The sequence below is a fragment of the Maribellus comscasis genome (assembly GCF_009762775.1).
Classification (GTDB): Bacteria; Bacteroidota; Bacteroidia; order Bacteroidales; family Prolixibacteraceae; genus Draconibacterium; species Draconibacterium comscasis.
Genome location: NZ_CP046401.1, coordinates 4791055 through 4807431, shown reverse-complemented (window position 1 = coordinate 4807431; position 16377 = coordinate 4791055). Strand labels below are relative to the sequence as shown.

General features: G+C 37.6%; 14 protein-coding genes. All 14 read left to right on the top strand.

What is annotated here, in order from left to right; all coding sequences use genetic code 11:
• Window positions 1-19 precede the first annotated feature (19 nt).
• The 14 genes from GM418_RS19180 to hxpB all read left to right on the top strand — a co-directional run bounded on the left by GM418_RS19180 (window position 20) and on the right by hxpB (window position 16044).
• A complete protein-coding gene (locus tag GM418_RS19180) occupies window positions 20-1183 on the top strand; it encodes a helix-turn-helix domain-containing protein (RefSeq protein ID WP_158868856.1) in 1164 nt (387 codons plus the stop codon).
• 1 nt (window position 1184) lies between these two features.
• Window positions 1185-2999 (top strand): tetratricopeptide repeat protein, encoded by a 1815-nt coding sequence (locus GM418_RS19175; RefSeq protein WP_158868855.1) that lies wholly within the window; start codon window positions 1185-1187, stop codon window positions 2997-2999.
• An 89-nt stretch (window positions 3000-3088) separates the two neighbouring features.
• The gene (locus GM418_RS19170) at window positions 3089-4120 is read left to right on the top strand and encodes a serine hydrolase domain-containing protein (protein WP_158868854.1); all 1032 of its coding nucleotides are present in this window, start codon (window positions 3089-3091) and stop codon (window positions 4118-4120) included.
• Window positions 4121-4277: 157 nt separating this feature from the next.
• Entirely contained in the window at window positions 4278-4856 is a 579-nt protein-coding gene (locus GM418_RS19165; RefSeq protein WP_158868853.1) for an ankyrin repeat domain-containing protein, read from the top strand.
• A 134-nt stretch (window positions 4857-4990) separates the two neighbouring features.
• A complete protein-coding gene (locus GM418_RS19160; RefSeq protein WP_158868852.1) occupies window positions 4991-6214 on the top strand; it encodes a serine hydrolase domain-containing protein in 1224 nt (407 codons plus the stop codon).
• Window positions 6215-6406: 192 nt separating this feature from the next.
• Window positions 6407-7426, top strand: coding sequence for an NAD(P)-dependent alcohol dehydrogenase (locus tag GM418_RS19155; RefSeq protein WP_217447528.1), 1020 nt, complete (start codon window positions 6407-6409; stop codon window positions 7424-7426).
• An 11-nt stretch (window positions 7427-7437) separates the two neighbouring features.
• Complete coding sequence (locus GM418_RS19150) at window positions 7438-8154, top strand: DUF4386 domain-containing protein (protein ID WP_158868851.1); 717 nt, start codon at window positions 7438-7440, stop codon at window positions 8152-8154.
• A 189-nt stretch (window positions 8155-8343) separates the two neighbouring features.
• Entirely contained in the window at window positions 8344-10668 is a 2325-nt protein-coding gene (locus tag GM418_RS19145; RefSeq protein WP_158868850.1) for a TonB-dependent receptor, read from the top strand.
• Between the two features lie 4 nt (window positions 10669-10672).
• Entirely contained in the window at window positions 10673-11467 is a 795-nt protein-coding gene (locus GM418_RS19140) for a DUF4249 domain-containing protein (protein ID WP_158868849.1), read from the top strand.
• Between the two features lie 18 nt (window positions 11468-11485).
• Window positions 11486-12208, top strand: a complete 723-nt coding sequence (locus GM418_RS19135; RefSeq protein ID WP_158868848.1) for a DUF4386 domain-containing protein — start codon at window positions 11486-11488, stop codon at window positions 12206-12208.
• A gap of 37 nt (window positions 12209-12245) precedes the next feature.
• Window positions 12246-13337, top strand: a complete 1092-nt coding sequence (locus GM418_RS19130; protein WP_158868847.1) for a serine hydrolase domain-containing protein — start codon at window positions 12246-12248, stop codon at window positions 13335-13337.
• 237 nt (window positions 13338-13574) lie between these two features.
• Window positions 13575-14507: a ketopantoate reductase family protein gene (locus GM418_RS19125; protein ID WP_158868846.1), complete on the top strand. Its 933-nt coding sequence runs from the start codon at window positions 13575-13577 to the stop codon at window positions 14505-14507.
• A gap of 22 nt (window positions 14508-14529) precedes the next feature.
• A complete protein-coding gene (locus tag GM418_RS19120) occupies window positions 14530-15351 on the top strand; it encodes an alpha/beta fold hydrolase (RefSeq protein WP_158868845.1) in 822 nt (273 codons plus the stop codon).
• 18 nt (window positions 15352-15369) lie between these two features.
• Entirely contained in the window at window positions 15370-16044 is a 675-nt protein-coding gene (hxpB, locus tag GM418_RS19115; RefSeq protein ID WP_158868844.1) for a hexitol phosphatase HxpB, read from the top strand.
• Window positions 16045-16377 lie beyond the last annotated feature (333 nt).

Here is a 16377-nt window from a genome sequence, read left to right as displayed (position 1 = left end):
GGATCAAACGATATATCAAATGCAATTTCTGGTACTGTTAAATTTTGCGGCTGCATTACAGGGTATTTTTTTAACCTACCTCATTATTCAAAACCGACCAAAGAATGTTAAATCCTTGGTTTTGGCTTTGTTGACTTTTGTGCTTTCTGTTAGTCTTTTAGGTGGAATTTACGGGATGTCTGGTTATTACAAAACATTTCCTCACCTTGTTAATGTAATGGACCCTTTGTTTTTGCTTTATGGCCCATTGCTTTACATCTATATTTTTGTACTTGCAAAAAACAGGATGCCCAAATTCTTTTGGCTTCATGGAATCCCTTTCGTCATTTATATTATTTCATTTCTTCCGTTGTATTTAAAAAGCGGAGCAGAAAAAGTTGAATTTGCCGAGTACATTTTTTTGAACAAAGAGGTTCCTGTGGAAGCTTTGTTTATGCAATTGGGAAGAGTAATTTATATTTCTGTTTATGTGATTGTCAGCCTGGTTTTAATAAAAACACACGAGAAGAGGATTAAGGATAATTTTTCAGACATAGAAAAGATAACACTGGCGCAGGCAAAAAGAATTCTTTATTTTTTTCTTGCGGTAATGATTGTAGCGTTGGTTTCATTTCTGCTGGGATACAGACTTTCCTTTAGCTTTTCTGTTTCGAATAATATCATCGGTTTTTTTGTTGGAATAATAATTTACAGTCTGGCTTATTCAACCTGGAAAAGACAAAGTATTAAAACAGATGTGATTGTCGAAGAGGAATTGCCCTCCGGCGGAATTAATCGTTCTGAAACAAAACAAAAAGGGCGAAATGTTTTTGTGCTGAATGATAAACAATTGAAAGAATATGGCGCCAGGCTGGAAACGGCAATTCAAAAGGAAAAAGTTTTTATTGAAAATGAATTATCCTTAGCTGAATTGAGTAAGAAAATAAATATTCAACCTTATCAATTGTCCGAATTAATCAACCGGATTTATGGAGAATCGTTTTTTGATTTTATTAACCGGTTTCGTATCGACGAAATTAAATCTCGTTTAAACGATCCGGCCTCCGACTCATACTCTCTGTTGGGAGTTGCCATGGATTGCGGGTTTAATTCAAAGTCGTCATTTAATACAGCCTTTAAAAAATTTACCGGGCAAACGCCCAGCGAGTATCGTAAACAAAAACCGGTGAGCATCACAATATAAAATGCAATTGGAAAAACTAAAACCTACAGAAAAGACGATAGCTGTACTTCCGTTTGTGAATATGAGCGGCAGTGAAGAAATGGAATATTTCAGCGATGGAATAACAGAGGAAATCATTAATGCACTGGCCAGTATTGAGCATTTAAAAGTCACATCAAGAACGTCTTCATTTTATTTCAAAAATAAAAACATTCCCATCACACAAATTGCAAAAGAGTTGAATGTTGCTACTATTTTAGAAGGAAGTGTTCGGCTGGCTGCTAAAACAATACGGATTACGGCACAGTTGATACATGCCGAAGAAGACTTTCATTTTTGGTCGGAGACATGGGATCGGAAACTGGAGAATATTTTTGAGATTCAGGATGAAATTAGTCTGCTGATTGCAGAAAAACTTCGGGAACAGTACGGGCACTTTGAAATTCAGGAGCATCTGGTAGAAAAGAAAACGGAAAGTCTCGATGCTTATGAATTTTTTCTGAAAGGCCGGTTTCATTTTAATAAATGGAATCCGGTGGATGCGCGCAAAGCCATTGATTTTTTTGAAAAAGCCATTGCGCTTGACCCGAATCATACAGATTCGCTTGTGGGGTTGGCTGATGCATACAGTTTTTTTGCAGTTACCGAATTGATGCCGAGGGAAGAAGCCTGGACAAAATCGCGTGAATACATGAATAAGGCGTACTCCCTGAGTCCTGAAAATGCCGGAGTTCATTATTTATTAGCCAATTTTTCGTTTTTTTACAACGCTGATTTTCAGGCGGCTTTTCGTCACGGACTTCGGGCTGTGGAATTAAAATCGAATTATCCGGAGGCGCAGCAGTTTGTTTCAATGTTATTTATGCTCTCCGGAGAAATGGATAAAGCAAAGCAGCATCTGGAAATGGCACACACTGTCGATCCTCTTTCGCAGGAAACATTGTTTTACAGGGCGTATTATAACTATCGTTTTGAAGATTATTCAGAGACGTTAAAATTGTACGATGAATGTCTTGAGAAAAATTCGTATAATATTCCGGCTTATATTGTGCGCAGTTACTGCTTGTTGAAAATGGGACAGTATGATGAGGCGATAAATTTTTTGGGGAAAATGCCCAAAGAAATTGTTGTTCACGATGAGCGGCTAGGAACCATTTGTATTGCAAACATCCTTAAAGGAGATGAGGCAGAAACAGAACAATATTTTACACAATTGCTAGAGGAGGCGCAGAAACCGACTTCGTTTCAGGCACATTCTTATTTGTACCTGGCCTACGCCAACATGGGAAAAAACGACGAAGCTTTTGCCTGGCTGGATAAGGCAATTAAGCTGAAGTCGTCGGTTTTGTTGTTGAGTTATACCGATCCTTTGGCCGAGCAATTAAAGAATGATTCGCGTTATGAAAAATACAGAAAGAAGCTGTATCAACATTCGGAAGCAGTAATAAAACCAAGTTCAGAAAAACCACCTCTTTTAGATTCCGAAACTGCCGATATTTACACCGAAAAGCTGATTCGTTTCATCAGTGAAGAAGAGCCGTTTCTGGTGCCGAATCTTTCGCTTCGTTCGCTTGCCGATCAGGTAGAAATTCACCCCAACAAACTATCGTGGTTGCTGAATGAGCGTATGGGCAAAAACTTCAACGAGTTTATTAATTACTATCGAATTGAATATTTCAAGAAACTGGCTGTAGATCCGGAGAATAGTCATATTTCGTTAATTGGGCTGGCTTATGAAAGCGGCTTCAACTCCAAAACCGTTTTTAATACTTATTTCAAAAAAGAAACAGGAATGCCCCCAAAAGAGTTCCTGAAACACAAGGGTTCGTTTTTATAATTCCGAACTTCTAATTGAAAATCACGAACTTCTGTTGTTTGTTCAACAATTATTTTTGCCACCATAGAAATCACATAAACAAAATGATAATGACAAAAAAACAAACAAAACAAATACTCAGAATAGGTTTATTGGTTGGAACCATCGTTTCCATGTTTTTTGTACCATGGATACTGATAAAAGCCTGGATTACACCACTACCTAAAACGGTACAGGAACAGCTCGATGAAAGTTTAAAATATGGGTTTGATGGTATAATTGTATATATCGATCAGGCCGGAAAAGAACCCGGCTTTTACGCCGCAGGATGGCACGACCGGAAAAGTAAAATACCCGCCGACCCGCAAGCATTATTCAAAATTGCCAGTATTAGCAAGTTGTATGTTGCTGTTGCCGTTGCTAAACTGGTAAATGACAAGCATTTGTCTTTAGATAAAACACTCGCTGATTACTTTCCCGCATTGGTGGAAAGAATTGAAAATGCTGATAAAATCACCTTGAGAATGATGGTGCAGCATAGAAGTGGCATTCCCAACTTTACCGACACCCCTGGCTATTGGGGACATCTGCCAAAAGACAATAGAGAAAATCTGGAGTTGGTACTGGATAAGCCCGCAGAATTTGAACCTGATAAAAAATACAGTTATTCAAATACAAATTATTTGTTGATACGCGAAATCCTTGATAAAACATTGGGATATAGTTATCATCAATATATCAAGAGGGAAATTTTGAAACCGCTTGGGCTGAACAATACTTACAGTTTACTTAGTGAAGTAGATTTAGATGATGTTATGAGCGGATATGACGTAAGTTATGATGGCGATTTAAAGAATACTGCCGGTTCAATGGTAGCCACGGCAGAGGATGTGGGTATATTCTTGCGGGCTTTAAACGATGGCTCTTTGCTAAATGATAATGAACAAACTATTTATTCATCTATTTATGAATATGGACATACAGGATTATTGCCAGGATACTCTGGTATTGCCAGGTATCACAAAGATATTGATGCAGTCGTTGTTCAGTTTGTAAATACAAGTGGCGGATATACATGGAATTTGTCGGAAATTGTTTATAAGCGTATTGTAAAAATACTGAGACGAGAGAGAAACTCTTAATACTGGTTAAATAGCCTTTTATGCTCAATGTTTTGTTGGATCAGAATCTTTCGGCTGTTTCTCAATTTTTATTTTACTCTAAATTGATAATTTTCAATCTATTACACATCCCTTTTGTATAACAATTTTCAAACTTAAAATATTAAAATTTAAAATTATGAAAACTCTTAACATCTATTTTTGTATCCTGTTCGTAAGCTTTGCTTTTACTAATGTTTTATCTGCATATGCAAGTTCTCAATCAGAAAACAATTATCCTGAGATGACATCAAAAGTTGAAAAGCCCAAAATTGATATTCAGTCTGCAATAATTTCAAACAATCTTGAAGCTGTAAAACAATACATTAAGGAAGGAGGCGACGTCAATATAAAAGATCCGGTGAGTGGTTCAACGCCATTGATAACCGCAACTACTTTTGGCAAAACAGATATCGCAAAAGCGTTAATTGACGCTAATGCCGAACTGGATATAAAAAATAATGAGGGTTCAACCGCCTTGCACGCCGCCGCATTTTTTTGCCGTGTTGAAATTGTCCAAATGCTCGTTGATGCCGGGGCGGAGAAAACAATACGAAACAACCATGGAGCAACTCCCCGGGAATCTGTAATTGTGCCATTCAACGAAATGAAACCTGTTTATGAAATGATTCAGCAGCAATTAGCCCCACTCGGACTAAAAATTAATTTAAAGGAACTTGAAATAACCCGCCCTATGGTTGCCAGGATGTTGCAGTAGGCAAAATTGTTTGGCTTTTTAACTCCAAATGGTAACATTCTTTTTGCGAACTTTCCCCGGAACATATCCTTTACATTTGTTTTATGTTTTTATTGAAATCAGAAAGAGAAAATTAAACGTAGTAAATACACAACATGAAAAAAGTACTGAGAGCCATAAAAATTATTCTTCTTACTCCACTTTTTTTAATCGTAGCCTTTTTAATGATATTATCAATAAAATATTCTCCAACCTATGTTTACCGGCTAATCACACAAAATGTAGCCGATGTTTACGACTACAAGCTTTATGAAAACAGGCATATTGAAGGCTCGAAAAATACGTTTCAGTTTACAAAGAATCTGGATGAAGATTATGTGGAATCCTTGTTTCAGGGCAGAGTTGATCGTTCCGGGTTTGGTTCGTTTGAGGAGTGGGCGGAAAAATCGCAAACTACTGCATTAATTTTTATCCGAAAAGACACTATCCTTTATGAGAAATATTTTAACGGCTTTTCAAGAGATTCTTATTTTCATTCCCAATCGATGGCAAAATCGTTTATTTCATTTCTAATCGGAGCAGCAATCGATGATGGACTCATTTCCGGGGTTGATGATCCGATGACAAAATATATTCCGGAACTAAAAGAACGGAATTCCGATTTTGAAAAAATCACAATAAAAAATTTGCTGGAAATGCGCTCGGGACTAAAATATTTTACCGGGTACATTCCGGGCACTTATATTCACCTTCCCTGGCACGACGAAGCCATTGGTTATTACCATCCAAATGTGCGGAAACTGTTGCTTAAAAAGGTGGACATTGCTCGTGAACCGGGCAAATCGTTTCAGTATAACAATTACAATACAAGTTACCTGGGATTGATTATTGAACGGGTAACGCATAAAACTGTGTCGGAATATTTGCAGGAAAAATTATGGTCGCAGGTAATGGAATACGACGCCCTTTTTTCCATCGACAGCAAAAAATCGGGTTTTGAATACATGCCCAGTCGGTTAATTGCCCGTGCCATAGATTATGCGCGGTTTGGTCGCCTTTTTCTGAAAGACGGTAATTGGGACGGCAATCAAATCATTTCAAAAAACTGGGCGGTGGAATCTACACGGGAAAACAAATCGATTCCCCGGGATATTTACCCCAGCTGGTTTGGAGGAGACAACTGCAAGCATGTATATTACAATTACCAGTGGTGGGGACATGCAAATTGCGATTCAACTTTTCAGTTTGCCGCTTCAGGTAACCTGGGACAAAATATTTATGTTATCCCAGACAAAGAAATTATTATCGTTCATTGTGGCAACTCACTGGAACACTACGGCGATGGTGATTTGTGGCAGGTGGCTGAAATGATTGACTAAAGATTTTATATTTCAATATATCACATAAACCTAGACCTTCAAGGTTTCAGAAACCTTGAAGGTCTGTTTTTTTATATATTCATACTTTTTAGCCCGAAATTATAATTCCGAACCTCTCCACAGTTATTCCGAACTTTTGTCATTCGTGGCTCCGCTACATTTGCTTCATGATTTCGTTGAAAATCAAATCAAATGAAAAGTAAAACAATAAAAATAAATGTGATGAAAGAAAAAATGAAAGCAATTGTCGCTACAGGTTACGGAGCACCGGATGTGCTGCAATTACGGGAAGTGGACAAACCACAACCCAAAGGCAATGAGGTGCTGGTAAAAGTTTATGCATCTTCGGCTACTACTGCGGATGGAATGATGAGAACAGGGAAACCATATTTCGGAAGATTAATGACCGGTCTCACAAAACCCAAACATGCCATTCCGGGAACAGGTTTTGCCGGCATTGTTGAAACCGTAGGTGAGAAGGTTAGAAATTTCAAACCGGGCGACCGGGTTTTTGGTGAAACCACACTCGGATTTAGCACCAATGCGGAATATTTTACCATTCCTGAAAACGGAGTGATTCTGCCCATGCCTGAAAATATGAGCTACGCTGACGGCGCCACTTTTGGCGACGGACATGTTACTTCACTGAATTTCCTTAAAGAAATTGCAAAAATAAAACCCGGACAAAGCGTTTTAATCAATGGTGCTTCGGGCAGCCTCGGAACATCTGCTATACAAATTGCCAAATTTATGGGAGCTGAAGTAACTGCTGTTTGCAGTACCCGGAATGTAGGGTTGGTAAAATCGCTGGGAGCCGATAAGGTTATTGACTACACAAAAAAAGATTTTACGAAAATGAGCCAAACCTACGATGTGGTTTTTGATACGATTGGAAAAAGTTCTTTTTCAAAAAATAAAAATATCCTTTCGGAAAACGGTCTGTATTTATCGCCGGTGCTTAAGTTTTCACTGCTTTTGCAAATGATGTGGACTTCTGCCTTTAGTAAAAGGAAAGCCAAATTTGCTGCCACTGGACTCCGTTCCGACGAGGAGCTACAAAATTTATTTGTCGAATTGATTGGGCTTTTTAAAGAAGGACATTTAAAAACGGTGCTCGATCGTCAGTATCCACTGGAAAAAGTTGCTGAAGCGCACACATACATTGCTTCCGGCCACAAAAAAGGAAATGTAGTAATTGTTGTTCAACCTTAAAATTAACGAAGATGACAACGAAAAGAAATTCTGCATTAATGGCTGGGATAGCATTATTAATAATGGCAGTGATTGCGGCATTCACTTTTGGCTATGCACACAGTACACTTGTAGTTCCGGGGAATCCTGAAGTTACTGTTGGTAATTTAAAATCTCATCGATGGCTTTTCCGTACAGAAATTATTGGGTGGCATTTTATTCTTTTGTGTGATATTTTGGTTGCCTGGGCACTCTTTGTTTTTTTCAGAAATAAAAACAAAAAACTTTTGTATCTCACCGCAGCATTGCGAATCGTTTTTGTGTTCATTTTTGGGATTGCCATATTGAATTTAATCTATGTTCTCAAAATTCTAAATGGAAATATTACGCAAGCTCAAATGGCAAGTAAACAAATTATGAGCTATTTGGATTCGTTTGAATCTACATGGTCGTTTGGGCTGATAATTTTTGGATTCCATCTTTTGTTTCTTGGAATTTTGGCATTTCAATCAAAAAGCATTCACAATTTCTGGGGAATATTATTGGTTTTTACCGCAGTATCATACGTGGTTATTCACAGCGTAAAAATCTTTCTTCCCCAATTTGACAACCAAATAAAAACGGTTGAAACAGTGTTGAGTTTACCCATGGCTTTTGGTGAAATTGGTTTTGCCTTTTGGTTGATTATTCGTGGAGGGAAGCCCAAAACAATGTATAAATCAGTAAACGAGTTAAAGCTTCAAAGCTAAAATGAAAATATCAGAATAGGTTATTAAGAAAACAGAAACAAAAAACAAGTACTTTTTTAATTCATTTCAGTTAAACAGAAAACAATAAAGTCCGACTTTGGGAATCCGAACGTCCGGCTTTCTTAAAAACGTCGCCCTCAAACACTTGTATCTCTAATTTTGATTCCAAACAATATTTAATTAAACAAGATGAAAAACAGATTATTATTAAGCCTGATTACAATATTCATATCCGCTACATCAGTTTTTGCTGATGATAACGTAACCATAAGCGGTTATGTAAAGAGCGCCGAAACTGGCGAAGGTCTAATTGGTTCAACCATTTATGTTGAGGAACTGGAAACCGGAACAGCAACCAATGCCTATGGATTTTATTCGTTGACACTGCCGAAAGGAGCTTATACGGTACGGTATTCATACATCGGTTATGAAAACATTTTGCTACCAACAGAACTTTTGGCTGACAATACAAAAGACATCGAATTGCAGCCCGCATCCACTGAAATGGATGAAATTGTAATTCGCAGTGAAGCCGAAGACAAGAATATCAGAAAAGCAGTAATGGGAGTTACGAAACTTTCTCCTAAAGAAACAAAAATGATTCCCGTTATTCTCGGCGAGCAGGATATCCTGAAAACCATCCAGCTTTTACCGGGCGTAAGTTCTGGCATTGAAGGAACTTCCGGATTTTATGTACGCGGCGGAGGTGTTGACCAAAATCTGATTGTCCTTGATGAAGCACCGGTTTACAGCGCTTCGCACCTGATGGGATTTTTCTCCGTTTTTAATTCCGATGCCATTAAAGATTTGGAGTTATACAAAGGAAATGCACCTGCAAATTACGGTGGGCGTTTGTCTTCCATTCTTGATATTCAGATGAATGACGGAAACTCAAAAAAGTTTGCGGCTTCCGGTGGTTTGGGATTATTATCTTCGCGCTTAACCCTTGAATCGCCCATTGTAAAAGACAAAGGTTCGTTTATTATTTCCGGGCGCAGAAGTTACGCCGACATGTTTTTGATATTTTCAAAAAACAAAACACAGAAAAAAACCGACCTCTATTTCTACGACTTAAATGTTAAAGCCAATTACAAAATAAACGACAAAAACCGGGTGTATTTATCCGGGTATTTGGGGCGCGATGTATTTAATATCGACGAACTTTTTGCTTTGAAATGGGGAAACAAAACCGGCACATTTAGATGGAATCATGTGTTTAATAACAAATTATTTCTGAATAGTTCGCTGATTTACAGCAATTATGATTACGGATTTGGCTACAACTTCTCGAACAACATGATTTATATTAAATCCGGAATTCAGGATTTCAACTGGAAGGAAGATTTTCAATACTACATCAATTCAAAGAATACGCTGAAATTTGGTTTTAATGCTATCTATCATACGTACAGTCCGGGAAAAATTAATGCAGAAAAAGATGATCTTTTCAATTCCATTTTTATGGGTAAAAAACAAGCCTGGGAAGGAGCTGCGTATGTTTCGCACGAGTTAAATCTTTCTGACCATTTTAGCGTAAGCTACGGATTGCGGTATTCCGGTTTTATAGCGGTTGGGCCTGATACAGTTTACACGTACAACGCAGATGATGAAATTACAAATACAGAAGCTTTTTCAAAAGGCGATGTTATTCAAAAATACGGCACGCTCGAACCGCGGGCTACATTCAATTTTATTCTGAATAAGCAAAATTCAATCAAATTTTCATATGCAAGAAACGCCCAATATGTGCACCTGTTGTCGAATTCGTCTGCTTCGCTGCCTACCGATGTCTGGATTCCCAGCAGTAAAAATGTAAAGCCGCAGGTAGCTGATCAGTTGGCTGCCGGTTTCTTCCGTAATTTCAAAAAGAACATGTTTGAAACATCGGTGGAAGTGTACTACAAAAGCCTGAAAAACCAGATTGATTATCAGAACGGAGCAGAAATTCTGCTAAATAAAAATGTGGAGTCGCAACTGGTTTTTGGGGAAGGACGCGCTTATGGTGTGGAATTGTACTTAAAAAAACGTACAGGGAAACTAACCGGCTGGATTGGTTACACGCTTTCGCGAACCGAAAAATCAATGGATGAAATTGACAACGGAGACTGGTTTCCTGCAAAACAGGATCGGACACACGATGTGTCGGTTGTTGGAATGTATCAGTTGAATGAAAAATGGAATTTGTCAGCCAATTGGGTTTATAACACCGGAAATGCCGTAACATTTCCAAGTGGCAAATACTCGGTTGATGGATTTACGGTGCCTGTTTACACCAAACGAAACGGCTACCGAATGCCGGATTATCACCGGCTGGATATTGGTGCAACTTACACGCCCAAAAAGAAAAAACGTTTTGAATCGAGTTGGAATTTTTCCGTTTACAATGCCTACGGAAGACGCAATGCTTTTTCCATCACTTTCCGGGAAAATGAAAATAACCCGACACAAACCGAAGCCGTGCGTTTGGCACTGTTTCAAATGATTCCTTCAGTTACTTACAATTTTAAATTTTAAAGACATGAAAACAATTAAAATACTCACATTTATTTTCAGTTTAGCAATCCTGTTCACTGCCTGTCAGGATGTAATTGACATTGACCTTGATTCCGTTGAACCCAAATTGGTTATCGACGCAGTAATTAACGACTCTGTCGTTGTTAAAATTTCCAAATCGACAGATTACTTCGAACCGGGAATTTACCCGCCGGTTTCCAATGCGGTTGTTACCGTAACAGAAAATGCCGGGAATTTGGTACAGCTTGAAGAAACCAATCCGGGCACTTATACAGAATACCAAATGGGAATTGAAGGAAGGGAATATACCCTGGAAGTTGAAGTTGACGGCGAAATTTATACAGGAACAGTTGAAATGCCTTACAAAGTTGCCATAGATTCAATCTCCATCGAACCAACCCCGGATTACATGGAATTTTCCGGCGGTTACCTGGTTAACTGTCACTTAAACGATCCTGAAGGCATTGAGAATTATTACCGGTTAATCGTTTCGAGGATTGAGCAGCAATCGGAGCCGGATGATATCCTGTACGTTTACGATGATGCTTTTGTAGATGGTAACGAAATTTCGATGCGTTGGGACGACGAACAGTTTTTTGAACAGGATACCGTAATTGTTGAATTACAAACTTTAGCCGAATCAACTTATGATTATTACCGAACACTGTCCTCTCTTTTTGAAAGTGGAATGATTGGAAATGCAAATCCATCAAATCCAATTACGAACCTTTCAAACGACGCATTGGGCTATTTTGGCGCTTATACCGTGAGTCGCGACACAGTTATTATTTCAGAGTAAACCATAAAATTTAAAGTCATGAAAACAATTGAATCAGTTCAGTTAATGAAAACCAACGCCCGCACAGCCGGGGTGTTGTACCTGATAATTATAATATCGGGCTTGTTTAGTGAACTGTTTGTTCGCTCGGGAATGATTGTCCCGGGCGACGCCGCTGCAACTGCCGAAAATATTGCCAATAATTCCTTTTTATTCCGAATCGGTTTTATAAGCGATTTGGTAATGGTAATGAGCGATGTAGGTGTCGCCCTGTTATTTTACCTGCTTTTGAAATCGGTCAACCAGGGACTTTCCATGCTGGCCGCTTTTTTCAGGCTGGCACAAGCCACAGTAATTGGACTCAACCTGCTGAATTTCTATTTGCCACTTCTACTTTTAGGTGACGGCGATTATCTCAATAGTTTTAATCAGGAACAGCTTAATTCGCTTTCGATGTTATTCCTAAATGCCCATTCTTATGGATACCTGATTAGCGGCGTATTTTTCGGGATCAGTTGCGTTATTCTCGGAACGCTGATTTTCAAAGCCGAATATTTTCCAAAATGGTTGGGAGTGTTAGTGCTTGCCGCCGGAGTGAGTTATTTAGTCGATTGTGTTGTTAATTTCCTGTTTCCTGAATTCGCATCAATAAGCGAAATGCTGGTGATGACAGTAGCAGTATTTTCAGAATTATCGTTTTGTTTGTTTTTGTTGATAAAAGCGATAAAGAACAATTTTCAAGGATTATCTGTAACCGCGTGAAAAAATTCTTGTCGTACGTAAAAGCAATTTTTAAATTATGAAATCAATATTATTTAGAATTTTTACCATTGTACTTTTCCTGAGTCCATCTTTACTTGCATCTCTAAATATAAACGCTCAAACTTTTGAGAAAAGAGTGGATAGTTTGCTCCAAAACAAATTTCAACCCGATGAGCCTGGAGCTGTTTTTATTGTTGCGAAAGATGGAAAATCGGTTTACCGAAAGGCTTTTGGTAAAGCCAATATCGAACTGAATGTAGATATGAATACAGAGGCTGTATTTCAAATTGGTTCCATGACCAAACAATTTACTGCAGTCGCTATTATGATGCTTGTGGAAGAGGGAAAACTAAACGTAAGCGAAAAAATTACAAAGTATCTTCCCGATTATCCAACTAACGGGGAGAAAATAACGATTCATCATTTGCTGACACATACTTCGGGTATTAAAGATTTTACGAGTATGAAATCGATTATGAGCATTGCCAAAAAAGATTTGTCTCCCAAAGAACTGGTCGATTTTTTTAAAGACGAACCGATGGATTTTACTCCCGGAGAGAAGTTTCAATACAATAATTCGGGTTATGTACTTTTGGGATATATCATTGAGCAGATTTCAGGCATGACGTATGAAGATTTTATTGAAAAGAACATCTTTCAAAAAATTGGCATGAGCGATTCGCGTTATGCCAGCGACCGGGAAGTAATCAAAAACAGGGCTTACGGTCATCAGCAATCCGGTGAAAAAATAGTTAACAAAAGGAATATCAGCTTTAATGTAATCTATTCTTCGGGTGCTTTAATGTCAACCGCCGATGATTTGCTGGAGTGGCAAAATGCGCTCGATAAAAACCTGCTGGTTAGCGAAAAAACAAAAAAAGAAATGTTTACCAATTACACATTGAATGACGGTGAAAAGATAAATTATGGCTACGGCTGGCACATGAAAGAAATTAACGGATATTCCAGTCGCGAACACGGAGGCAGCATTTTCGGCTTTAAATCAATGGGAGTTTACATTCCGGAAAAAGACATTTATGTGGTCGGACTTACCAATTGCGATTGCAATTCGCCAACACAGGTAACACGTGATATTGCTGTATTGGCAACAAATTATATTCTGAAATAGTATCAAAGAAGCCTTTCCATAATGAATTTCAACATAGCTCCATAATATCTGTTCGAAGTCAAACATCTCCCGGATTGAACTCACACAAAGGTTCTCCTTCATTCTGTCGTCTTATTGTATTGGCGAAATCGGATAGAGATCGAATTTAGGTACTTCCATAAAAATATAAACCTGATATATATTGTTGTGTTAAATAAAGGGAAGCTATAAAATTATCTTCAAACAGATTCAAAATATATGAGAAAGGATAAAATTTATATCGTTGGTGCAGGAGCAATTGGAAAAGCATTGGCCGTTTTTCTACAACATGAGAGTAAAGACGTTGTTCTTGTTAGAGGCAGTGTGGATAATAAACCTGCTGAAAAGAAAGTAATAACAGTAACCAATCAGGAAAACCAGATATTTCAGCAAAAAATAACCACAACAACTTTTTGTAATTTAAAAGAAATTAGTGGCATTGTATTGATTACTGCCAAAGCTTTTGCCAATACAGAAATTGCCCAAAGACTAAAAAACAAAGGAAGTAACTTTTCTGTGGTGTTACTTCAAAACGGGCTCAATATTGAAAAGCCATTTGCCACTTTCGAGAATGTTTTTCGTTGTGTTCTGTTCTCGACCAGCCAACTAACAAGCGACAATACGATTTCTTTTAAAATGGTTACAGATTCTCCTCTTGGAAATATGCGAGGAAAAAACTCAAATCAAAATGCAATAGTTAATCAAATCAGCACCTCGTATTTTGGTTTTAAAAGTGAACCTGATATTTTGAACATGGTCTGGGAAAAGGTAATTATAAATTGTGCATTTAATTCAATCTGTCCGTTACTTGAAACCGATAACGGAATCTTCCACCGCAACAGAGAAGCAACTAAGCTGGCAAAAACGATTATTGCCGAATGTATTGATGTGGCTAATAAATGTGGAATCACTCTTGGTCAAAAAAAAATTGAAGAAAAATTACTATTAATAAGCAGGCGGGCCGACGGGCAGCTTATTTCGACCTACGAAGATATTAGAAATAACAGGAGAACTGAAATAGAGAGTTTAAACCTTGAAATCTCAAGGCTGGCTGATAAAATGGGAATGCCCGAATTGGTCCCCAACACCAGGCTACTCGGTGAAATGATTCAACTGAAATCAACAATTGGAATGGCTGATATTAATCATTAGAACTGAAGATAAAACAGTATTTATGGAAGATTGGATTTTAGAAAATAGTTTTGACTTTGAAGGGAGAGAGGTTCGCTGGGGAGTTCAGGGACAGGGAAAAGCAATCATTATAGTTCATGGAACTCCCTGGTCTTCGTTTAACCTGAGACATTTAATAAAAGGATTATCCGATGAATACAAAGTCTATTATTTCGATTTGCTAGGCTACGGGCAATCAGATAAATCTGAAAACGATGTTTCACTTGGAATTCAAAACAAGGTTTTAGCTGCTCTTATCGACTTTTGGAAACTTGAGCATCCCATTGCAATTGGTCATGATTTTGGCGGAACAACAGTGCTAAGAGCGCATTTAGTAGATAATAAATCCTTTGAAAAGTTAGTCGTAATAGATCCTGTGGCAATTTCTCCCTGGGGTTCTCCGTTTTTTAATCAGGTAAATGAACACAAAGAAGTCTTTTCGGAGTTGCCGGATTATATTCATGAAGCAATTGTTGAAGCCTACATTAAAACTGCTGCATACAAAGAATTAAACAAGGAAACCATTGAAGGAATTATTAAACCATGGAAAGGAGAAAAAGGCAAAGCTGCATTTTACAGGCAAATTGCACAAGCCAATTCAAAATATACCGATGAAATACAAGACAAATACAGAACGATAAACACACCAACATTAATTTTGTGGGGAAAAGATGACCAATGGATACCAGCAGAAAAAGGGGTTGAATTGAATAAAATGATTGCAGGTAGCCAATTAAAAACAATTCCCAACAGTGGACATCTGCTTATCGAGGAAAGACATGAAGAATTAATTGCTGAAATGAAACGTTTTATAAAAATGCGCTAAGATTGTACAAAACAAAATATGATTCAAAAAACAAAAGATAAGATTGAAGCTTTCATTTTTGACATGGATGGAGTTATTATTGACTCTGAAGAGATATGGAAAAGAGCTGAAAAAGAAGTCTTTTCATCTATTGGGGTAAAACTGTCAGAAGAATTATGTTCCGTTACACAGTCGATGACCACCACAGAAGTAACAAATTTTTGGTACAGTAAATATCCGTGGAAACACAAAACGTTAGATGAAGTAGAAAATGGTGTAGTAGAGCGCGTTGCACACTTTATCAAAAATGAAGGACAAGCTATTTCCGGTATTGAAAAATTTATAAAAGTTCTAAATTCCAGGGGATATAAAATTGGTTTGGCAACAAATTCACCTTCAGTATTGATTCCGGTCGTATTGGAAAAGCTGGCACTTACTGAGTACTTTGATGCCACTTCGTCGGCGGAACATGAATTGGAAGGCAAACCACATCCTTTTGTTTACCTGACCACTGCTGAAAAATTAAATGTAAAACCGGAAAACTGCGTAGCAATTGAAGACTCTTTTTCAGGATTATTAGCGGCAAAAAAAGCAGGCATGAAAACAATTGCTATTTTTGACAGCCCTAACAGTAAGGTAGAAAATAAAATCGCAGACTACTACATCAGCTGTTATAACCAGTTTGATTTTTCAAAACTTAATTTGGAAGAATAGCTATTTGCATATTTAGGGAGTGAGTCAAACTCCTGTAAATAACACCTCTGAAAAAATACTTTTTAGAAACTAAATAAACGCCGTAAAAATTGTAAAAAGCCCGTGCCTTGATTTTGAGTAACCGATATTTTATATTTGGGTTTTGATTTTTCAAATTATCCTTAAAGTTAATTTTTAGTGTCCTGCATTTTTAGTTAATTTGAAATATACAATGCTTGTATGACCCGATTTAAATTGACAAAAAAGAAAGAATGTACCGTTTTAACATGGCCTGCAAAATTTTTACTACTCGGAATACTATTTCTATTTTTCTATTTTTTTATGTTTCAAATG